Annotated in this window: 23 protein-coding genes; 6 read left to right on the top strand and 17 right to left on the bottom strand. The window is 64.0% G+C overall.

Translation table 11 applies throughout. The features are described from left to right. Positions 1–23 precede the first annotated feature (23 nt). Entirely contained in the window at positions 24–551 is a 528-nt protein-coding gene (locus N1F91_RS23460) for a DUF3489 domain-containing protein (protein WP_289995819.1), read from the top strand. Between the two features lie 92 nt (positions 552–643). Here the strand turns inward: N1F91_RS23460 and N1F91_RS23455 are convergent, their stop codons facing one another. Further along, positions 644–1,981 (bottom strand): ParB N-terminal domain-containing protein, encoded by a 1,338-nt coding sequence (locus N1F91_RS23455; RefSeq protein ID WP_289995818.1) that lies wholly within the window; start codon positions 1,979–1,981, stop codon positions 644–646. Between the two features lie 212 nt (positions 1,982–2,193). Here N1F91_RS23455 and N1F91_RS23450 point away from each other — a divergent pair, with 212 nt between their 5' ends. After that, positions 2,194–2,610 (top strand): MerR family DNA-binding transcriptional regulator, encoded by a 417-nt coding sequence (locus N1F91_RS23450; protein ID WP_289995815.1) that lies wholly within the window; start codon positions 2,194–2,196, stop codon positions 2,608–2,610. A gap of 470 nt (positions 2,611–3,080) precedes the next feature. On the opposite strand, the gene N1F91_RS23445 is transcribed toward N1F91_RS23450, so the two are convergent. From N1F91_RS23445 to N1F91_RS23370, 16 genes are all read right to left on the bottom strand, one after another. Continuing rightward, positions 3,081–3,653, bottom strand: a complete 573-nt coding sequence (locus N1F91_RS23445; protein ID WP_289995813.1) for a hypothetical protein — start codon at positions 3,651–3,653, stop codon at positions 3,081–3,083. A gap of 182 nt (positions 3,654–3,835) precedes the next feature. Further along, complete coding sequence (locus N1F91_RS23440; protein ID WP_289995812.1) at positions 3,836–4,396, bottom strand: hypothetical protein; 561 nt, start codon at positions 4,394–4,396, stop codon at positions 3,836–3,838. 3 nt (positions 4,397–4,399) lie between these two features. Continuing rightward, positions 4,400–4,678 carry a DUF6378 domain-containing protein gene (locus N1F91_RS23435; RefSeq protein ID WP_289995811.1) on the bottom strand — a complete coding sequence of 93 codons (279 nt, stop codon included), beginning with the start codon at positions 4,676–4,678 and terminating at the stop codon, positions 4,400–4,402. Continuing rightward, positions 4,678–5,226 carry a hypothetical protein gene (locus tag N1F91_RS23430; protein WP_289995809.1) on the bottom strand — a complete coding sequence of 183 codons (549 nt, stop codon included), beginning with the start codon at positions 5,224–5,226 and terminating at the stop codon, positions 4,678–4,680. The genes N1F91_RS23435 and N1F91_RS23430 overlap by 1 nt, the downstream gene beginning before the upstream one ends. Positions 5,227–5,695: 469 nt before the next feature. Next, positions 5,696–8,077: an AAA family ATPase gene (locus N1F91_RS23425; protein WP_289995806.1), complete on the bottom strand. Its 2,382-nt coding sequence runs from the start codon at positions 8,075–8,077 to the stop codon at positions 5,696–5,698. After that, the gene (locus tag N1F91_RS23420; protein WP_289995803.1) at positions 8,074–8,802 is read right to left on the bottom strand and encodes a hypothetical protein; all 729 of its coding nucleotides are present in this window, start codon (positions 8,800–8,802) and stop codon (positions 8,074–8,076) included. The genes N1F91_RS23425 and N1F91_RS23420 overlap by 4 nt, the downstream gene beginning before the upstream one ends. A 38-nt stretch (positions 8,803–8,840) precedes the next feature. After that, positions 8,841–9,257, bottom strand: coding sequence for a DUF6511 domain-containing protein (locus tag N1F91_RS23415; protein WP_289995802.1), 417 nt, complete (start codon positions 9,255–9,257; stop codon positions 8,841–8,843). Between the two features lie 12 nt (positions 9,258–9,269). Continuing rightward, positions 9,270–10,961: a DEAD/DEAH box helicase gene (locus N1F91_RS23410; RefSeq protein WP_289995801.1), complete on the bottom strand. Its 1,692-nt coding sequence runs from the start codon at positions 10,959–10,961 to the stop codon at positions 9,270–9,272. Positions 10,962–10,969: 8 nt separating this feature from the next. Next, the gene (locus N1F91_RS23405; RefSeq protein ID WP_289995798.1) at positions 10,970–11,701 is read right to left on the bottom strand and encodes a hypothetical protein; all 732 of its coding nucleotides are present in this window, start codon (positions 11,699–11,701) and stop codon (positions 10,970–10,972) included. A gap of 16 nt (positions 11,702–11,717) precedes the next feature. Then, positions 11,718–12,605: an ATP-binding protein gene (locus N1F91_RS23400; RefSeq protein ID WP_289995797.1), complete on the bottom strand. Its 888-nt coding sequence runs from the start codon at positions 12,603–12,605 to the stop codon at positions 11,718–11,720. Beyond that, on the bottom strand, positions 12,602–13,096 hold the full coding sequence (locus N1F91_RS23395; protein WP_289995794.1) for a hypothetical protein: 495 nt from the start codon (positions 13,094–13,096) through the stop codon (positions 12,602–12,604). The genes N1F91_RS23400 and N1F91_RS23395 overlap by 4 nt, the downstream gene beginning before the upstream one ends. Then, positions 13,074–13,964, bottom strand: coding sequence for a hypothetical protein (locus tag N1F91_RS23390; RefSeq protein WP_289995792.1), 891 nt, complete (start codon positions 13,962–13,964; stop codon positions 13,074–13,076). Before N1F91_RS23390 ends, N1F91_RS23395 begins: the two co-directional genes overlap by 23 nt. Next, positions 13,961–14,446 (bottom strand): hypothetical protein, encoded by a 486-nt coding sequence (locus tag N1F91_RS23385; protein ID WP_289995791.1) that lies wholly within the window; start codon positions 14,444–14,446, stop codon positions 13,961–13,963. Before N1F91_RS23385 ends, N1F91_RS23390 begins: the two co-directional genes overlap by 4 nt. Further along, positions 14,443–14,664 carry a helix-turn-helix domain-containing protein gene (locus N1F91_RS23380; RefSeq protein WP_289995790.1) on the bottom strand — a complete coding sequence of 74 codons (222 nt, stop codon included), beginning with the start codon at positions 14,662–14,664 and terminating at the stop codon, positions 14,443–14,445. Before N1F91_RS23380 ends, N1F91_RS23385 begins: the two co-directional genes overlap by 4 nt. A 171-nt stretch (positions 14,665–14,835) precedes the next feature. After that, positions 14,836–15,741 carry a hypothetical protein gene (locus N1F91_RS23375; RefSeq protein WP_289995789.1) on the bottom strand — a complete coding sequence of 302 codons (906 nt, stop codon included), beginning with the start codon at positions 15,739–15,741 and terminating at the stop codon, positions 14,836–14,838. 16 nt (positions 15,742–15,757) lie between these two features. Next, a complete protein-coding gene (locus N1F91_RS23370) occupies positions 15,758–16,981 on the bottom strand; it encodes a hypothetical protein (RefSeq protein WP_289995788.1) in 1,224 nt (407 codons plus the stop codon). Between the two features lie 158 nt (positions 16,982–17,139). On the opposite strand from N1F91_RS23370, the gene N1F91_RS23365 reads away from it, so the two are divergent. The 4 genes from N1F91_RS23365 to N1F91_RS23350 form a co-directional block, all read left to right on the top strand. Then, on the top strand, positions 17,140–17,460 hold the full coding sequence (locus tag N1F91_RS23365) for a helix-turn-helix transcriptional regulator (RefSeq protein WP_289995787.1): 321 nt from the start codon (positions 17,140–17,142) through the stop codon (positions 17,458–17,460). Continuing rightward, positions 17,457–18,377 (top strand): ImmA/IrrE family metallo-endopeptidase, encoded by a 921-nt coding sequence (locus N1F91_RS23360; protein WP_289995786.1) that lies wholly within the window; start codon positions 17,457–17,459, stop codon positions 18,375–18,377. The genes N1F91_RS23365 and N1F91_RS23360 overlap by 4 nt, the downstream gene beginning before the upstream one ends. 192 nt (positions 18,378–18,569) lie before the next feature. After that, positions 18,570–18,818 carry a hypothetical protein gene (locus tag N1F91_RS23355; RefSeq protein ID WP_289995785.1) on the top strand — a complete coding sequence of 83 codons (249 nt, stop codon included), beginning with the start codon at positions 18,570–18,572 and terminating at the stop codon, positions 18,816–18,818. Beyond that, on the top strand, positions 18,815–20,535 hold a 1,721-nt coding region (locus tag N1F91_RS23350), incomplete at its 3' end, for an AAA family ATPase (protein WP_289995784.1). The genes N1F91_RS23355 and N1F91_RS23350, both read left to right, overlap by 4 nt.

Here is a 20,535-nt window from a genome sequence, read left to right as displayed (position 1 = left end):
GTGGCCACATCAGGAGACCCGCCATGACCACCATGCCCCTTTCCGACACCCAGACCGTCATCCTCGCCGCCGCCTGCGCCCGCGACGAGCGTCTGGTGTTCCCGGTCACCGCCCACATCAAGGGTGGCGCGGTCGGCAATGTCTGCAAGAGCCTGCTTCGGCGTGCCCTGATCGAGGAGGTTCCGGCAGCGGAGCCCCACACGGTCTGGCGCCATGATGAGGAACTGGGTCCCGTCACCCTGCGGGCGACGGAGAATGCGTTACAGGTGCTCGGCATTACCGACGGGCCGAAAGACGAAGATATCGAACCGACCGCCGACCCGGCGGTGCAAGGGTCGCCGGCGCCCGCCGTCACCAAGCAGGACATCATGATCGGTCTGCTCTCGCGACCCGAGGGCGCGAGCATCGCCGAGATCGCCGAGCGGTCGGGGTGGATGGCACACAGCATACGCGGCCTGATGTCGGGAACGCTGCGGAAGAAGCTCGGCCTCACCATCTCGTCCACCAAGGATGATATCCGAGGGCGGATCTACAAACTCCCTGCTGCCTGACGCACCCGACTCCGACAGGCTGATGGCCGCCGTCCTTCCGGGCGGCGGTCGCTCATTTGGCGCTGCGCACCCGCCGCAAAGCCGCATCTGCATCACGCTGCATCCTGCTCGGCGGCTTCCCCTTCGCCAGCATCACCGCCAAGGCGTTCACGCGCGATTTCGTCGAAGCTCCGGCAGTCGCCATCGAGAATGGCCGCCTTTCCCGAGAACGCCTGCCAGCGATTGATGATCACGTCGCAGAAGGTTTCGGACAATTCCAGGCCATAGACGCGGCGGCCGGTCTTCTCGCCGGCGATGTGCTGTGACCCGGAGCCGGAAAACGGCTCGTAGCAGATCTCGCCCGCCACCGTGTGCAACTCCATCGGCAACGTGAACACCTTGACCGGTTTGGAAGTCGGATGCTCGCGGGTTTCGATCTCGCTCGAGGGAATGCTCCAGACCGTGGTCGGCCAGTTCTCGAAACCCTCGCGGTTGACGCGCGGCTTGTGGCCCGAGCGCCAGCCAAACAGGCAGGGTTCGTGCGCCCACAGCATGATCGAACGCGTCAGCACCGGCCGGCTCTTGGCCCAGATGATCTGCTGGTGATGCAGCACGTCAAACTTGGTCCAGCACGCCTCCAGCATCGCCTGGCGGCGCGAGGCATGCCAGCAATACCAGGCCGCGTTCTCCTTGATGGCGCAGTCGATGGCCACCTGCATGAAGGCCTCGTAGAACTGCGGCCCCTGGGAGGAATCGTCCCAGTGCTTCTGCTCGATGTACTCCTCGGACCAGTTCTTGTTGGCGATCTTCCGGGCGCGCGCCGTGGCGTTCTTCTTCGTCGGGTGGTTGGTGCCGTCATAGTCGACGAGATAGGGCGGATCGGTCGCAAACAGCGCCGCCCGCTCGCCGTTCATCAGGCGCGCGACGTCGTCGGGACTGGTGGAGTCACCGCACAGCAGGCGGTGGTTGCCGAGGATCCACAGATCACCACGGCGCGTCACCGCCCTGGCGGGCGCTTCGGGAATATCGTCCTCGTCAGTCAGACCCTCGCTCGGCGCGTCGGCCAGGAGCTGCGACAGCTGATCGGCGTCAAAGCCGGTCAGATCGAGATCAAAACCGTCGAGCTTCAGGTCACCGAATTCGAGCTTCAGCAGTTCATCGTTCCATTCGGCGTTTTCGTGGGAGCGATTGTCCATCAGCCGGTAGGCGCGTGCTTGCGCCGGCGTCAAACCTTCCGCGACATGCACCGGCACCGTCGCGAGCCCGAGCGCCTTGGCGGCCTCCAGCCTGGTGTGGCCGACGATCACCACCATCTTCTCGTCGACGACGATCGGCTGGCGAAACCCGAACTCGGCGATCGAGGCCTTCACCGCATCGATCGCCGCCGTGTTGTTGCGGGGATTGCGCGCATAGGGGATCAGCCGCTCGACCGGCATGTCGGTGACGATCATCAGGGGCTCCGGAAACAAGTTGGATGCGAAACAGAATCGGACAGTCCGGTCCAATTACCCCAGTCCGTCTGCGGCAAAACTCGCTGAATTTATGTCCAATATGGATTCGAAAGTGAATGGACTCGATAGAAAAACCGTAAATGCCTATGTATTTAGCGCCCAGGTAAAAATTTCCGTGATTTCACAATCGATACATTTCTGGAAAACTAAATATGGAATTTAACGATTTTGATGAGATCGAACAGCCCATTGGCTTTTTATATACAATTTCCGGTCTAAGCAATGAATTCAAAGTAACGCATCGCGCATTACGATACTATGAGCAAAAAGGGCTTCTATCTCCACTACGCAGCGGTCAACAGAGACTTTATTCATATCGGGATCGCGCTCGACTGCAGGTTATCCTACACAGCAAGCGGTTCGGACTTACGATCGCGGAAATAAAAGAACTCCTCGATCTATATGAACCGGCCGGCGAAAATCGGCTTCAGATTACGAAGGCCATCGAGATCGGCGAAAGGCAATTGGCACTCCTCAAACTGGAGCGCGACGAGGTCGATTCTTCAATCAAGGGGCTCGAAAGAACCCTATTGTGTCTTCGCGAGAAGATCTCTGAGGTCGAAGGCTGAGAGTTTGAAACCCGATTCGCCTGCGTCTTCCGCAGCATCGCGTCGCCGAGAGTAACATTGAGCTCGCGGTCATGGTCGTTCGACCGGCATGTCGGTGACGATCATCAGGGGCTCCGGGAAAGTCGAATCGAAGCAACGTCGGGCCGTTCAAGCCGGCCCGAAATCAAAACGCACCGACGATGGAACGCGGTCGGCGAACACGCGGTTGAACCCCGCGAAATCGGGGGTCGGCTTCAATTATTTCAATGCGATGCACCCACTGAAATCAAAACGAACTGGCAAAATGCGGAAGTGCGCGTTCTAGCCTTTCAAAACCCGCTTCATTGGGGTCGACATCAACGATTTCAGTGTATTAGACACCCTGAAATCAAAACAAAACGGAAAAATCAAACCGGAAAAAACACGCGAAAACCGGGCAGCGGCGACAGCGCTACTCACAACCCCGCAATGGGGCTCCTAGCCCCGCCCCCCTACGCTGCCTTTCGACTGCGCTGGCTTGCGCCGAACTGCGCTCCTGCCAGCATCAACCCGATCAGTCGCGTAGATTCTTTCAGGACGCGAGGGTGCTGGTCGGTCCATGCCGCGTGCGCTTCGTCGCGCAACATTTCGACGGGGACCGCAGGGCCCCAGAGTTGCTCGATCGGGAAGCGAGCCTTGCCCTTGCGCTTGAACACGCCGTTGCCGAAGCGGTTGACCAGGAAGGCCGAGCGGTAGGTCTGTGCCCTGCCCCAGACCTTTGCACGGACGCCGTAGGAGAACTGCTTTGCGCCGAAGACCGACAGTGGCAGATGCCGACCGGAGCCGGACGTGGTGGTGGCGAGCGTGGCACGCGTGGCGCCCTTGAAACGCATCGCCACGTTGACCGCACCGCGAGGGATCGACGACTGCCGGCTCAGAGTGCGGCGCATCTGCGTGAAGGCTTTGCGGCCTTCCTTGTTCAGCGCCATCGAGAAGGCACGACGGGCTTCGCCGTCGCCGAGACGGTGGCAGGCAGCCTCGAAGCGGATGCGAACATCGTCGGCGTCGAGTAGCACGACACGCATCTGCGAGCCTCCGAAACAGAAACGCCCGGAGAGGTCATCTCCGGGCGGAATTCCAAGCTTCCAATATCGGAACTTTTAGCCGCGCCGCGTGTGATCGTCAAGCCTTTTTGCAAAACATATCAACATGATAAGTCCTTCGTGCTTGCGCGAAACGTGGCGTAGCGCTGTCGTGTGAGAGAGCATCATCGCAGGCGGAATACACGTACCAGGGCGTTCAACGCGACGCGCAGATTGCCGATGTCGTCGTCGTCCGTGTGCCGCACGTCCTCGTCGGCGCAAATCACCCGGTAGACCAGGAACGTGGGCCGGCGCCCTGACGACAACCGATGTTCACGATCGCAGTCGTCGAGTGCGGCGGTGGCCTCGGCGAACCGTCGCTTCACCTTGTCGATGACCTCCAGCACGGGTTCGCTCGGGCTGGCGCCAAAAATCCCCTCGTTGATGAGCAGGCCCGCGACAGAGCTCGGGCTCGGCATCGGCAAGCCCACCGTCACGTTGTGGTGGCGGTAGAGCGCGGCGAAAGTGACACCGGCCTGATACTGCAGATCGCTGATCAGCCCCGAAAAAGCGAGCCGACCGAGCGCCGAGCCAAGCCGCTCGTCCCTGGCCCGCTTCGACGACACGCCGTAGTGGCGGCCGCGGGCATCGAGGGCGACAGACATCGCCTCGCGTTCCGTCTCCTGGCGCACGCGCTTGCCACAGGGATAGCGTTTGCCGGCTTTGCGTTTGCGTCCACGTGCCATGGCTCAGATCCCTTCCTGCTGGTGTTGATGGACGACCTCATGGAGGACGGCGGCATAGCCGGCCACGTCGAGGATCGAGTCCTGGTGCGCTGGATCGTGCGCCAGGCGGGCGAGTTTCAGGTCGATCAGGCAGAGCACGACCTGGGCGGCCGACACGGGCGTGGCGAGCGTCACCGACCAGCGGGCCGCGATCGCCGCCATGGTCGAGGCCGGTTCGCCATAGGCGACACGCCGTTCCGACACGACTCGGGCCGCCTCGTTGAGCAGAGCTTGCGCGTTCATCACGACACGCCTCCCCTGGTCTCGATGGCCCAGAGCAGGATTGCGATGGCGTCAGCCTCGTTGTCATCGGCAGGCTGGAAGCCACGACCACGGACGGCGGCAATGACGGCTGCCTTGTCGGCGTTGCCCTTGCCGGCGATGAACCGCTTGATGGTGCCGACCGGCACGCCCTGATAGGGCACGCCACGCAGTTCGGCCCAGGACGACATCACGGCCAGCAGACCGCCATAGACGTGGGCCGCGTCGGTGCCGACATGGCGACGGACTTCCTCGAAGAAGATGGCGCCGATCGGATCGGCGGCTTCCTCGGTTGCGGTCAGCCAATTGGTCATGCGCAGGAAACGCATGCCGCCGCCCTCGTAGCGACCAGGCCGGAACGACACCGTGCCGCTGGTGATCAGCCCGGACGTGTTACGGATGGCAAAGCCGGTGGTGGTTCCGAGATCGAGGGCGAGGGTTGCGGTCGTGAAGCGCGCCGAGGCCTCGGCCAACGGTACCAGGGGTGGGATTGCATCGCGGTTTGCAATGCGCAGAGTCGCTACAGCCATGGACGGTCTCCTTCTAGGGTTGGCTGCTCTGGTGGAAGACGACGGTGGTCTGGTGCTTGGCGGTACGGGGCCGCCGTCGTCGGATTGAGATTTTGGGGGCAAGAGGCCCCGCGCGCGGAACCCCCCGGGGGTGGGAGTGGGAGAACACGCCTTGCGGCGTTCTCCCCCACCCCCGTAGGGGGTGGGTTCACACCACCCAGTATTGCTGATGCATTCAACGCATTGTGAAGATTGGATAATTTCCAGTTTCGGACGCCCAAAACTCCCTGTACGGCCCAAACTGGTTGACGAGTACTGGAAGCAATTCCTGCGCAATCTTGCGGGGGCAGTTTCGGAAACGTGCTGAAACTGGCTACATCGGGATCGTGCGAAGGCCTGCGGCCGTGTGACGGGCCAGTTGCGGCAAGTCCCCGATTCTGACCTGATCTGACCAGCACGAAGTTCCGCGAAAATCGCTCTGTCGGGGTATTCATGGCCGCTCCCCATCGGGATAGACCCAGACAAGGGGGTTCTCGACCTCGAGCAGCGCCCCGGTCTGGGCGGATTTGTAGTGGGTGGGAAGCACGGGAATACTGATCGGTGACACCTCACCCGTGTCCGGATCCACCTCCTCGCCCTCCACCGGAAAGACCATCCCCTCGACGCAGAGAAAGCCAAAGCGCGACCGCGATGCACCAAGCCCATAGGGGGAGCCGTCACGCAGGAACTTGATGAAGCCCTTGGTGGCCTGCACCCCGATCCGGTTGCGGATCGCGTCCTTCCCACCCAGTCCGGCCGCGTTTTCGAAGGTTTCAGCGAACTGGTTGATCGTGTAGAGCCGGCCCCTGGCAGCCTCATCAAGGAGAAGGCCGAGGATGACATCCTGTTTGCGGACACGCTCGGCATCGAACTTCCCGCCAACCTCGGCGCGCACCAGACGCTCGTTCATCGGGTTGATCTCGACCCATTCGCCGTTGACCTTGTCGACCAGCTTGGCGTCCAGGGCGGGCCCGTTGCGCAGTTCGATCTCCAGGCGGCGCTGCGAGCTGTCCTCGTCGGGTCGGTGCAGGATCAGGCCGGTGGTGTAGAAGCCGCGCAACGCACTGGCGCCCGACAGCGCCAGGAACGGATCGTCCTTGATCTGCTGCTTCGAGAGCTTCTTCGTGTGGTGGACCAGGATTACGCCGCAGTCGGGGTTGATGTGGTCGCGCAGGACCTCCACGCGGTCGTTCAGGAAGAACATCATGGCGTCGTTGTCGTTCTCGCCGCCGCCGTCGGGACCGCCGTCGAAGAGATTGCGGATCGGGTCGATGCAAATGATGTCGACGGGCTCGGTGGGGAATGCGCGGCGGATCGCCTCGGCGACGCGCAGGCTGCCCTCGGTGTCGAGCAGCATCTTCAGCTTCGGCGTGGCAACCAGATTGTCGCGGGCCTTGAGCAGCAGCGCCGACGGCAGCGCGATCTGCTTCATGCGCTCACGCAGGTAGTGGTACTGGATCTCCGCCTGCAGATAAAAGATGCGCAGAGGGCGCGGCGGCGCAAAGCCGAGGAAGGGCTCGCCGGCCGCCATGTGCACCAGGAGCGAGATCAGGAGGTCCGACTTGCCGACCTTCGGCGCGCCGCCGAGCACCAGCAGACCGCCGGGCGTCAGCACGCGCGGCGCGATGATGTCCTGCGGCATTGGGCTGTCGTCGTCGATGAGAGCGCCAAGCGTGAAGACGGGCATCTCGTTTGGCGCCGGGGCGGCGCTGTCGAGGCGGATGAGCGGCGGACCGTGCCTTTCGACATGCCGGTTCCACAGCCGCTCGGACTCGCGCGCCAGCCGCTCCACCGACCACTGCGGGCGTAGCATGGCGGCGTTGTAGCCGCAGATGCCTTCCCAGCCCTCGTCCTTCGACATCCGGCCCTCGTGGACCATGCGGATGAAGTGACCGATCGCAGCGCTGGCGCCCTCGAAGCGCGACCAGTCGTCCTGCGCGCCCTCGCGCACCGGCGTCACCAGCACGTCGCCGACATCCGGCTTGTCATAGGCGGTGAAGTTCGGCTGCAGCGAGATGCCCGGCGCCGGCGGCATCTCGGAGACAGCCTGCGCGAACTCGTCGAGATGGAACTCGATCTGCGCATTGGGCTCGACGATGCGCACCAGCGTCTTCAGGCTGTTCTTGTAATAGACGCTGCCGGCGACACGGATCGGCTGGTGGGCCGAGCGGAAATGCATGTCGCCGCCGACCTTGGCGGCAATGTCGCCGCGCAACCGGCAGACCCGGGCGATGTCACTGGCCTCGACGGGCTCGGACAGCTTCCACCAGACATGGCACTTGTGCTGGCCGTCCAGCGTGATGCCACCGCTTTCGACCACCATGGTCGGCAAACCCAGATGCTTTTCGAGATGCGCGCGCTTGGCCGCGATGTCGCCGGTGTCGAGATCGACGACGACCGTCTGCATCTGCACGACATGATCGGCGCCGGCCTGGCCGGCGGCGGCCACGGTGCCGGGGATCACATAGACGGCCGCACCCTCGCGGCTCGCCCAGTGGGCGAAGGTCGCCATCTTGTCCGGCAGAGCCTCGTTGGCCTCGACCCAGATGTTGTGCGGTCGGCCGTTGTAGCCCTGCCCCTTGTCGATGAAGCTGCGGATCGGCACCAGGCCCTCGCAATAGCCAAAGACCATGTCGAGGAACGCCGTGATCAGTTGCGGATCGGGATCGTCGCCGAACGCGTCGACCTGTGAAGGAGCGTCGTTGAAGTCGCGCCACGGGTTGAAATGGACCAGGTTCTCCGGCGTCTGTTCGCTCTTGCGGTCATCAGCATTTGCAGAAGGCCCCTTCGGCGCATCCTGGAGGTCTGCTGGGTCAACAGGTTCATCCGTCATGCGGGCAACCCCCAGCAGCGGTTGGCCCAAGGGCACATGCGGCACTCGAAGTGATCGCGCTCGCGGGCGAGCCGCGGCAGCAACTCGCCGGCATCGGTGGCGCTGAGAATGCGCACCGCCCGGTCGCTCATGCGCTGGGCAAGCTCGGCGTCGAACGCTACCAACTCGTGGTGAAGCTCGGCGGTGTCCTTGTTGATGGCGGTGAACAGCGCAGGGTTGGAGGCAAGTCCCGGGATGCTTGCATCCATGTAGGCCTGGTAGAGCGCGATCTGGGCGGCGTAGACCGGCTTCGATCTTGTGACGCCCTCCCTGACGCAGGCCCGCCAGTTCTTCGCGTTCATGGTCTTGCATTCCCATAGCGCGGGAACACCGAGCTTCAGCGCCTCGGGGGCCGCGGCGATGATGCCGTCGACATGGCCGCGGATGCGCCCGCCGGCGACGGAGAAGCCGAACTGCTCGCTGTCGGGGCGGTTGCCCTTGCGGGTGTAGAGATCGATGCCTGCGGCGCGCAGCCATTGGATCGCCAGATCCTCCAGCGCATGGCCCATGGCGAAGATGCGCAGCGTCTGGCCCGCGAATTCGGCGCCATCATCCTTGGGCGCGCCGGCGAACTCGAACTGCAAGGCGCGTTCGCAGGCATGGCCGATGCGCGAGCCGCCGAGATAGTCGCGGCGGGGACGTGAAGCGTTCTCGGTGGTGAGGGCAACATCGACAGCGCTGTTCAACAGCTCCGCGACGTTCGGTCGACGATTGAAGTCCAGCATCAGAACGGTACCTTCGGTGAGTGTTGTTCGTTGGCGGCGGCGATCTCGCGCATGGCGTCCTGGAAGCCGCCGATGGCGATTTCGATGAGGGTGAGGACCTGGGGCTCGGTCAGGTCGATCAGCCGGGTCTGCCAGCCGATCTCCTCCATGATTTCGGCCACCATCTTCATGGCGGCGCGCATGGCGGCCTTTTCCGCGTCGGTGAGATCAACCATCGCGGAGGACCTCCGCGCCCGTTGCCAGAAGAAGGCCTGACAGGTGATGGAGCAGAACCACACTGACGGGCGCGGCCGGCTCACACGATCCGGCTCCTGCCAGCCAAAGCCACGCGTCGGTTGCCGGCAGACGGCGCAGAGTTCGAAGCGCGGATGCCAACATCTGAAGCGAGCGCTGGCGGATGTGGGTGATGGCGACATGAAGCTCCTCCATCACGCAGCCGCCGCAAGCGCGGCCTCCTCGGCGCCGAAGACCAGGCTGCGGATCCGATCGCGGTTGAAACGGAACGTCAGCAATGCGGAGGCCTGGTAGCGGGTCAGGCTGAAGTCGTGTCGGAACCCGGCCGGCAGGTAGGCGAGCTGCCGCTCCGTCGCCGGCTGGCGCAGCCAGTTCCTGGTCTTGTGCGCGCTCTCGTCGGTCTCGTTGGTGTTCAGCCAGTCATCGGCCGCCGCGAGGCACACCATCGCTTCGCCGACGGCAAGCAGCCTTGCCCGCTTGCCCTGTGCGCCGCCGATGCCGTAGCTGCGGCCATTGAGGGCGAAGACGCCCGCCCAGGCGTTGAAGCCGTTGGCGACGAGGGCCGCGCCATCGCCGTGCAGGTCGACCCATTCGAAGCTCGATCGCTTCAGGAGATCGATCTCGGTCATCATGAAGCCCGACAGCGGAATGACGTCGGCTCCCTCGCCCGCCTCCGGTTCGTTGCGCGGAAAAACCTCGCCGCAGAGCGGGCATTCGGTCACGGCGATCGGGATCTCCCCCTTGCAGGACGGGCAGGTCTTCGTCGGCGCCTCGCCGGCCACGGTGTTGCCGTCGAGATCGACATCCTGTTCCAGCGTTCCGTGGATCAGGCTCGAGGTGCCGAAGTCGAGAATGATGCAGTCGGTCTTGACGACACCGGGGTATTCCGCAGGATCGACGGTGCGAAGGCCCCGCCCGACCATCTGGATCATGGTCGACTTGTAGGAGGACGGCCGCAGCAGCACGACGCAGGAGGTGGGTGGGTTGTCATAGCCCTCCGTCAGCACGGCGACATTGGCGATCACCTGGATCTCGCGGCGGTCATAGGCACTGAGCGTCTGCTTGCGCTCGGTGCTGCCCATCTCGCCATGGACGAGAGCAGCAGCGACGCCGGCCGCGCGGAAAGCCATGACGACATTGGCGGCATGATCGACCGTCGAGCAGAAAACGATCGTCTGCCGGTCGCCGGCCTTTTCCTTCCAGTGCGCGATCACCGCGTCGGTGACGGGCTGCTTGTTCATGATGGCGTCGACTTCGCTCATGTCGAAGTCGGACGCCGTCTTGCGAACCTTTTTCAGTGCCTCCTGCACACCGACGTCGATGACGAAGCTGCGCGGGCGCACCAGATGACCGGCGGCGATCAGTTCGCCGATGCGGATCTGGTCGGCAACATTGGAGAAGACCTCGCGCAGCCCCTTCCGGTCGCCGCGGTTTGGCGTCGCCGTAACCCCGAAGATACGGGCATCGGGATTGGACTCGCGCACCCGGTCGATGATGCGGCGATAGCTGTCGGCGACCGCATGATGGGCCTCGTCGATGACCAGCAGGTCGAGTGCAGGCATGGCCGACAAGGTGGTCTCGCGCGCCAGTGTCGGCACCATGGCGAAGGTGACCTGTCCGTCCCAGGACTTGGTCGTCGCATCGACGACCGAGGTGCCGATCGTCGGATTGACGCGGGCAAACTTGGCGCGGTTCTGCGCCGTCAGCTCATCGCGATGGGCGAGCACGCAGGCCTTGCCGCCGCCGGCGACCATCCGGCCCGCGACTGCCGACAACATTACGGTCTTTCCCGATGCGGTCGGCGCCACACCCAGCGTGTTGTCGTGGGTGTCGAGCGCAGCCAGGCTGCGCTCGACGAAGAGGTTTTGACGGGGACGCAACAGCATGGCCGGCCTCACCGCGCCCAGGTCGGACGGGCGCCGGCGACGGGCGCCGGTGCCGCCTGTTGCGGGGCATGCGCGGGCTGCTGGGGGGCATGGGGGGCGTGAGTGGGCTGCTGGTGGTGATGCGGTGCGTAACCTTGCTGCTCCGCCGGGGCCGCATAGGCGGGTTGCTGGGCCGGGGCTGCATAGGCCGGCTGATGCGGCGCATAGCCCGTAGCCGGTGCGTAGCTCGCCGGCGCCGCAAGCCCCCCCGCGGCGGCCGCATAGTCCTTGTGGTCGCGGGTCACGGCCTGGCGGATGTCGTTCTTCTCGTCGCCATTCGCGTCGGTGCCGAGATCGATGCGCGCCACGAACTCGATGCCATCGAGATCGGCGATGCCCGCGATGCGGCGAGCGTTCTGCGCCTCCGGCGAGTTGTCCTTGTCCGAGAGGCCGCGCGCCGAGTTCAGAATGCCGCGCACGAGACTGCGGCCCATGTTGCCCCAATCCGGGCCCTTCGGGCTGTAGAGCCCGATCATCGACCAGACCTTGCGCCTGGCATACTTCCCCTCGAGCACGGTGTATTCGGCGTCGATGTAGACGGCGCCAGTCGTGCCGCGCTTGGCATAGCCGCCGGTCCAGCCCTGCGAGGGATCATCAAATCCGCCCGGGCGGATGGTGAGCCGCACCTTGGCGATCGTGCCCTTGGGGATCAGGTTGGCGTTCTGCCGGGCGTCGTTGAAATCGTTCCATGCGTTGGTCATGGGAAAGTCTCCTCTTTCAGATCTTGGCTTGCGGGTGAGAGGCGTCAGCGTCCGGAGCGACAGGCGCCGGGCGGCTGAAGGTCAGGCGTTCGAGGGGAGAGCGGCCGGGCTCGCCGATCCTGGCGATCAGTCGCCCGAGATGGGCTTCCTCGACGAGGTCGAGACGGCCGGACCGATCCTTGGCGGGATAGCCCCACCGGTTCAGCGTCTGGCAGACGAAGACCCGGTGCAGCTTCTTGTCGGCGTCGGCCAGTTCCGTCATCGTCAGCACTTCATCGACGATGCCGGGAAGCTCGAGGCCGGTCTTGGCGCCGTCGATCTGCGGCACGAAGACCTTGCGGTTGAAGTCGTCGAGCTTCTCGTCGAGGATGCCGACGAAGAACACGTTCTTCATGCGCGTGTGCTGGAGATGCGTGATCCAGCCGATCATCTCGCGGCCGTGCAGGCCGTAAGCGCCGCGGATGTCGGGCTTGCCGCTCTTTTCGGAGAAGGCTTCGGGCTGTTCCTTCGCCCACTGGAAACACAGGCGACCGGCAACCGTGATCGAGTCGACGAAGACGGTGGCGTACTTGTCGAGGGCACGCGGATCGCCAAACCTGGCGCAGGCCTCATTGTAATGACGCTGGCTGTAGGGACGGCCATCGGGAATGGCGGGATTGGCGCCGCCGATGAACACGGCGAAGTCGCGGCATTCCTCCCAGGTACGCGGGCGGATCGTGTCGCCGCTCCAGCCCTCGATGGCGAGATCGCCTGCCTCGAGATCGTAAAACAGCGTCGTTTCCGGGTTCAGCGTCCAGAGAAGCGACGTCTTGCCAATTCCGCTCTTGCCGAAGATGGCGGCCTTGATGCCGCGCCGCTCGGCGAGCCGCTGGTCGGCGAGAATGATCGGGAGGGCGCTGTTCATGACAGCTTCTCCGTCACGACCACCTTGTCCGTCGCACCGAGGATGGCATCGAGGCACTGACCGAAGGTCCAGTCGGGATGCTTCGTCCAGAAGCGATCGGCCTGGTTCAGCGCCTGCTGCCATTCGCGCAGTGCGCGCCGGTCATGGGCGATCTGCTGACTGCGGATCGCGATGGCGCGCTTGAAACCTTCGCGCGACAAGCTGCGTGTCGCGACCAGCGTCGTGCCATCGAGGTCCATGGCCACCGCGATGGGCAGCTGGAAGGGCAGTTCCGCCTGCGCGGTATCGGCGACCTTCTCGGCCTTGACCCGCAGTGCACGGGCTCGGCCATCGATCCGGCCGACGACACCGTCGATCCCGGCTAGATACTGGCCATCGGCATCGATGTCGTCCCAGCGTTCGACGGCGGCCTGCCGCTTGTTGATGATGCAGCCGGCGATCACGTTGCCGACAATCTCGGCGACGACGTCATTCAAACGCATGGTTCCCATGATGGGCCTCCTGTTCGTAAAGGGTGCTGAATTCGGTGAGCCAGGCCGCCGCGCGACGGATCGGCCCGGTGTCGATGGCGTGGCGCGACGCGGGCGGAATGCGGCGCACGGCCTCCGCGGCATCGGGTTGCTCGCCGATGAGTTCGACGATCTCGTCGATCCGCGCGCAGATCGCCCGGTCCTCGATCGTGCCGAAGATCGCGACCTGCCGGGCACGCTGCTCTGCCGTCAGCGGCTCGGCCTTCTCCGCCTCGAGACGCTGGACGCTTTCCTGCGTGCGCTTCAGCCGATCGAGGGACCGCTCCAGCCGAGCCTCGGCGGCACGCCGGACGGCCGCGCGCGTCGGCTCCTCGCCACGTTCAAGCCGCTCATCGAGGGTGCGACGCACGATGCCGGGATCGGCTGTCTCCGCATCGCGGATCAGGCGGGCGTCGTGGATCTGGTCACGGCGAAGGCCGAGATCTGCCAGTGTTGCGATCGCGCTGCCGTCGCCGATACGGTTATGGTTACCTGGGTTGGTTTCAAGGTTGTGGTCGTCAACCTTGAAATTCCTGCCTCCGCCGTGTCCGGTGACCTCGCCCCGGGTCTGCGCCGCGTCATATTCGTCAGCAAGGCGACGCTTGGCGGCGGCCTCGATCTCGAGCGCATCTGCCTGAGCGCGGTGGGCGGCGGCGATCAGTTCATCATGCGCGGCCTTGGCCGTCTTCAGCCTGGCAGCACGGCGGGCGACATCATACGCCAGCCCGGCCGCCTCACGCGCTTCGAGCACTTCGGCGGCGGTCTTGGCACCGGCCAGCATCGCCGCCGCGCGATCGATCAGCCGCGGAAGACTCGACGTGTCCAGGTTCGTGATGGTGAGCGCGTTCATGCATCACCTCCTGAGACGATCAGCTGGAACGTCTCCTTGCCGGCATGGACGGTGCGGCAGGGATCGAAGGCCTTGCGGAGATGCGTCGGCCAGGAGCCGTACTTGCGCTCCGAGACCTTGAGGCTGACCTCGACATAGTCGCGGGGATCTTCGCCCTCGGCCTTGATGCGCTCGACGAGATCGGCGAGGTCGCGCTGGTCCCACTCGACCTTCTTTGGCAGGTCGGCCACGACCGTGACGTCGCCATCAGTGAAGCGCGCCACACCGAAGTCCTTCTCGGCATCCGCACGCGCCGACCTGGCACGCTCGGCGTATTTCTGGGTCAGCGCGCCATCGAGCCAGGCCACGGTGAGCTTGGACTTGCGCAGCGCCTGATCGGCGTCATGCTGAAGGCGAGCGAGTTCCGCAGCGGGCAGGGCGACGATCGCCCCAATCGGCAGACGCGCAAGCGCTTCGAGAGTGATCTGGTTGGGGATCATCATGCTCCCCCTCGCACCAGCTTCGGGGCGAACGTGTTCGCCGTGCTGGTGCACTGCCGCTTGTTTTCGTAACCCTCGACTTCCTCGAGGCGGTACACGACCCGGCCGCCGATCTTGATGAAAGCGGGCCCCTCGCCCGTCCATCGCCAGCGCTCCAGCGTGCGCGGGCTGATTTTCCATCGAGCCGCCAGCTCGACCTGGTTGAGATGCGTCACCGACATCTTCGTCTCCTTCGCGTTTGGCCGAATGCCTGCGAAGGACCATCGCCCAGGGCGTGGGAGGCATCAGGGAGACGGGAGGGAGGCAAACTGGGAGTTGGCGAAGAAAGCTGTCCGGAAAATCAAAAAGGCCGCCCAAACGGACGGCCTTTCACCTTGATCGGGAGGATCGGATCAGGGTTCGATCCAGCAGTTGCCATCGTCGAACTTGATGAAGCGACGCCAGTCGTCGCGCCGGCCGAACGCCTTTCTCAGGCTGTTCACCTGGCTCCCGAAGCCGGCCTCTTCGAGGACAACCGCCACTCGGCAGACTGGCGATTTGGACCAATAGGCGTCAAACAGCATCTGGAGGAGCCGGCGCTGCTTGTCGCCAGCGAAGCGGATTGCCTCACCACGAAGCCACACGATCCCGCAATCATCGGAATGTTCGATCGGAAAACGGCGCTGTACATCGCCGGGAAAGACCCGTGCCCCGAGGATTTGCGGAGAGATCGCGAGCTTGCCCGGCACTTCGACCACGTCCGCCACGCTGACGATCGGGTTGCGCTTGTTTGTTGGCGCCGGCACGCGGTCGCCCGGCGTCGACGTCAACACGACGCGGTTCTCTGCCGGCGGCCTGCGCTCGAAAAGACCTTCGACCTTGGCCCAGACGGAAGGATCGCTGAGCCGCCTGGCAAACCAGACCGGAACGGGGGCTTTTGCCCCGGCAAGCCTGATGCTTCCGACGTCCAGGACCAGGTCGTCGATCAAAGGCACCGGGCGCGTCGGCCCGGAGCGTTCGAAGGCCACCAGCATCCTGGCAATGGCAAGCGGGTAGTCGACGCCGTAGGCGGCAATCTCCATGGAATCAACGGGGATCCACCGACCGACGCTATCGTGGTAACCGTGCTGTTTGCGAACCGCGCACCACTCGGCCGGGATCGGTTCGTCTTCATAGTCGTCCATGGCGGCAACGACCGGGATGCGCCCGCTTGCTACCAGAAGCCTGGCCTCGAGCAGCTGATCAGCTGCCCGGGGCGCAACTTGCAGCAACGTCGCCCCCTGCACCCTGGCAGTGCGGGTTTCCATCACCTGCAGCAACAGGTCCGCGGCCCCTCTAGTCAAGGAGACCCCCGATTTCGGCCGTGTCGGTCAGGATGCCCCAGCGGCGCAGATACTTTTCACCGATCAGACGCTCATGCGCGGTCATGTCCTTCAGGTTACAGCCATGCGGCATCGTGACGGTCAGCGTCAGGGATTTTCCGTGCCCTCTCTGCGGACCTGGATGGAACTTGATCGTGAACCGGGCCCGCGTGATGATCCATTCAGGCACCTCGGTCGCGATCGGCAAGACATGTCCCGTGCCCCCGATGTCCAGACCGATCCGCGCCTCGGCCATCTCCCAGATCGACCGCTCGGCGCCCGACATGGACTCGAGCGTGATACGCTCGCCACGCTCGCCGATCTCCATCAGGCGCAGTTCCTTCACGGTGACGCTCATGATGCCGTCTTCGTCATCCGTCGGAAAGTCGAACGGCTTCAGCAGCATGCTGAGATCGTATTCACGAGCGGGAATGTGTTTCCCATCGAAATCGATGCCGAGCAGGTCGCGCGCCATGAAAGCGGTCAGATCCTCCCGGTCTTCACGCGTCCTGGCCACCACCTCGACGACGCCGGTGTCGGCCTCATAGGTCAGGGCCGCCTCGAACACCGGTTTCACGATACGACGCGACAGCCTGCTGTTCGCATCGAATCCCAGCATGTCTTCCGGCCGCCCCTCGCGATAGACGGCGACCTGGACGAGATCACATTCCTGGTCATCCAGAATGACACGATGCCGGTCGAAGACGTCGACGTGCACATGGGGTGTCGCGAAGTGGTCGCGGATCGCCTTGGTGAAGGCCGCAACGGACATCGGATCCCGGCGAACCGCGCAACCCTTCTGGACCTCGAAACCGCTCCAGGACCGACCGCGGCGACGCTCGTCATTGTAACGTACCTCTTCGGCCAGGCGGAACCGATTGGGTTCATTCAAGAAAACCCAGAGCGAGCGGTTGTTGGCGCCCTCCAGCAAGTCGAACACAGCTCGGTTCAAGACGACGTTCTGCAGGGCATTCTGGCCCGGCTCATCAGCCAGGGCTTCGACACGACCAGCGTCGAGGACCACGCGCTGCTTTTCGTTGTCGGACATGTTGTCGACCGCCTTGATCAGGGGTTCGACCACCTCCGCCTCGGGCCGTGTCCAATCGACCGTTGCGAGGGACGTGAACCCGCCGGCCTCGAAATAGTCCTGCAAACGGATGACGGGGGTCTTGCGGAGAAACGCGGCAATGGCAGTCATGGGAGCCCTTTCTTGGCCGGGGGGATGAGGGAATCAGCGAGAAGCGATACGTCGGCGTTCGATATAGACCGAACAAGCTATCGCGTCTACTTGCGCGCTACGATTTTGTTCGGCATAGCGAACACGAATCCTCAACCAGGAATCTCAAGGATGATGCGATGACCACGTCCCTCGGCGCCAAGATCAAGCGCCACCGCCAGGAGAAGGGATACTCCCTCGACAAGCTTGCCGAGCTGACCGAGTCGAGCAAGAGTTACATCTGGGAACTCGAGAACCGCGACGCGCGAAAGCCGTCTGGCGAAAAACTGACCCGCATCGCGCAGGCCCTCGAAGTGACGACCGACTACCTCCTCGACGACAGCGAGGAACCCGGCGATGAGGTCCTGAAGGAGGCCTTCTTTCGCAAGTTCAGCAAGCTGGCCGTCGAGGACCAGCAGAAGATCAGCCAGATGATCGACATGTGGGGAAAGAAGGATTGAGCCTGCCGACGACGCCAAAGGGCTGGGCGATTCGCCTGACGCAGATCCTGTCCGCGGTCCAGGGAACACATGGGCTGCCGCGCTTCCCGATCGATGTGGCAACGCTGGCGCAGGATTTCTCCAGGCAGGTCTTTCCAAACGCCCCGATCACCATGGTACGCGGGCTGAACCTCTCCCGGGGCGTCGACGGCATGCTGACGCCCCACCCCCACGGATCGGGAGAGTGGGGCATCATCTTCAACGAGACCATCCGGTCGCCAGGCCGACGCAACTTCACCCTGGCCCATGAACTGGGCCACTACCTTCTGCATCGCCGGAATAACCCCAACGGCCTGACCTGCACCAACCGCAACATGGCGGATTGGGATGAGGGCCGGAACAGGATCGAGGCAGAGGCGAACACCTTCGCCTCTTACCTGCTGATGCCGCTCGACGACTTCCGCGCCCAGATCAAGGACCGCACCGTCGACATCGACGTGATGACCGCGCTGGCCGATCGTTATGCCGTGTCGCTGACCGCCGCGATCCTGAAATGGCTGACCATCACCGACAAGCGGGCCATGGTCGTAGTCGGCAAGGATGGCTTCATCGACTGGGCCTGGTCGAGCGAACCGCTGATTAGAACCGGCATCTACTACGCTGCCCGGCAGTCGGTGATCGAGCTGCCACCGGCCTCTCTCGCCGCGCAGGAAGTGGACGGGGAGACCGGCCGCCACGGTCACCTGCACCCGGTCGGCGTCTGGCTGGGGTCTGAGCCCGTTCGCGAAATGACCGTGTTCTCGCCGACCAACGAGATGACGATCTCGCTCCTGCTTTACCCGGACCGGGCGCCATCGCGATCGGAATTGGCGGAACTGGAAGAGGAACCGACACCCGATACCTTCGACAAGTTCATGGACTGCAAAGCTGTTCGCTAAAGCGCTCCGAAGGTCCATCTGCGGCGATCGACGTGCAGTACCCACGGGATCGTGCACGACCATTCCGCCCCCCTCCAGCGCTCGGCATGGAGAGACCGTGGACAGCGCAGCCACAAGTCCTGGCTGGTATATCGCAATTGACGCGAGCTAGATTGCCGTGCGGCTCGGCTGGTTCGCTCAGGAGATCTGACCATGGCTCATGTGATCATCCGCGGCGACAATGCTCGCCGCCACGAAGTGGCTTTCGATGAGAGCGAGATCAAGGTCTCGCTGCATGCCAGCAACGAAACTGTCGAGCTGGCCATCGAGGCCCACGATCCGGATCGCCCCGCGGAGAAGCGTCGCTTCTTCCTGGTGAACATCCCCCGGCATCTCTTCAGCAAGGCCATGGCAGACCTCGCGCGGCAAGATAGAAAACGGGGACAAGGCACCAACCGATGACGGACGGGACGCCGCGGGAAGTTCTCGCCGGGCTCGTCGAGCGGGTCACCTTCCACAACTCGGACAACGGCTTCTGCGTGCTCCGCGTAAAGGCCAGGGGACACCGCGACCTGGTGACCACCGTCGGTCACGCTGCGATGATCTCGGCAGGCGAGTGGATCACGGCCTCGGGCATCTGGCTCAACGACCGCACCCACGGCCTGCAGTTCAAAGCGCATTTTCTGAAGACCTCTGCGCCCTCGACCGTCGAGGGCATCGAGAAGTATCTCGGCTCCGGCATGATCCGGGGCATCGGGCCGGTCTATGCCAAGCGCCTGGTGAAGCATTTCGGGACGGACGTCTTCGACATCATCGAGGCCACTCCCGCGCGTCTGCGCGAGGTCGAGGGCATCGGACCGGTCCGAGCCGCCAAGATCACCGCAGGCTGGGCGGATCAGAAGGTGATCCGGGAGATCATGGTGTTCCTCCACCAGCATGGTGTGGGGACGGCGCGTGCGGTCAGGATCTTCAAGACCTATGGCACAGACGCCGTGCAGATCATGAGCGAGAACCCCTACCGCCTGGCCAGGGACATCCGCGGCATCGGCTTCCGCACCGCCGACACGATCGCCGAGAAGCTCGGCGTCGAGAAGACCGCCATGATCCGCGTTCGCGCCGGGATTTCCTTTGCATTGACCGAGGCGATGGGCGACGGCCATTGCGGCCTGCCACGGGCGCAATTGGTCGGGCTTGCGGAAAAGCTGCTGGAGGTACCCGCCGCGCTCATCGAGAGCGCCATGCTGGAGGAGCTTGCGGAAGGCACCGTGACGGCAGACACGGTTGGCGATGCCGAGTGCATCTTCCTGACCGGGTTATACCTCGCCGAGCGCGCCATCGCGGAGCAGCTCAAGCGGATCCAGACAGGTCCCTTGCCCTGGCCGGAAATCGACGCCGACAAGGCGCTGCCATGGATCGAGCAGAAGACGGGCCTCACGCTCGCGGCGAGCCAATCCGCCGCCGTCCGCCTGTCGCTCAAGTCAAAGGTCACGGTGATCACCGGCGGCCCCGGCGTGGGCAAGACAACGATCGTGAACTCGATCCTGCGCATTCTGGCGGCGAAGTCCGTCAAGCTCCTGCTCTGCGCTCCCACCGGCCGCGCTGCAAAGCGCATGACCGAAGCCACTGGCATGGAGGCGAAAACCATCCACCGGCTGCTCGAGTTCGACCCGAAGGCCTCCGGCTTCAAGCGCGGCGACGAAAACCCGCTCGACTGCGATCTGCTGGTCGTGGACGAAAGTTCGATGGTCGACGTGCTCTTGATGCAGTCGCTGCTGAAGGCGGTGCCGAGCACAGCCGCACTGCTGATCGTGGGCGACATCGACCAACTGCCGTCGGTCGGTCCTGGCCAGGTCCTGGCCGACATCATCGGCTCGGGCGCCGTGCCCGTCGTAAGGCTGACCGAGGTGTTCCGCCAGGCGGCGCAGAGCAAGATCATCACCACGGCGCATGCCATCAACGCCGGGAGCATGCCCGATTTGGCGCCTCCTGAAGGTGAAACAGACTTCTATTTCGTCCCGGCGGCCGACCCGGAACAAGCCGTGCTGCGGATTGTGGAACTGGTCAGCAAACGCATTCCGAGCCGCTTTGGCCTCGATCCGATCAAGGACATCCAGGTGCTCTGCCCGATGAACCGGGGCGGCGTCGGCGCCCGCTCTCTCAACGTCGAACTGCAGGCCGC

The sequence above is a fragment of the Aquibium sp. ELW1220 genome, from assembly GCF_030398385.1.
Taxonomy (GTDB): Bacteria; Pseudomonadota; Alphaproteobacteria; order Rhizobiales; family Rhizobiaceae; genus Aquibium.
The sequence above is the reverse complement of the archived record's forward strand: the minus strand, read 5'-3'. Positions and strand labels throughout refer to the sequence as shown.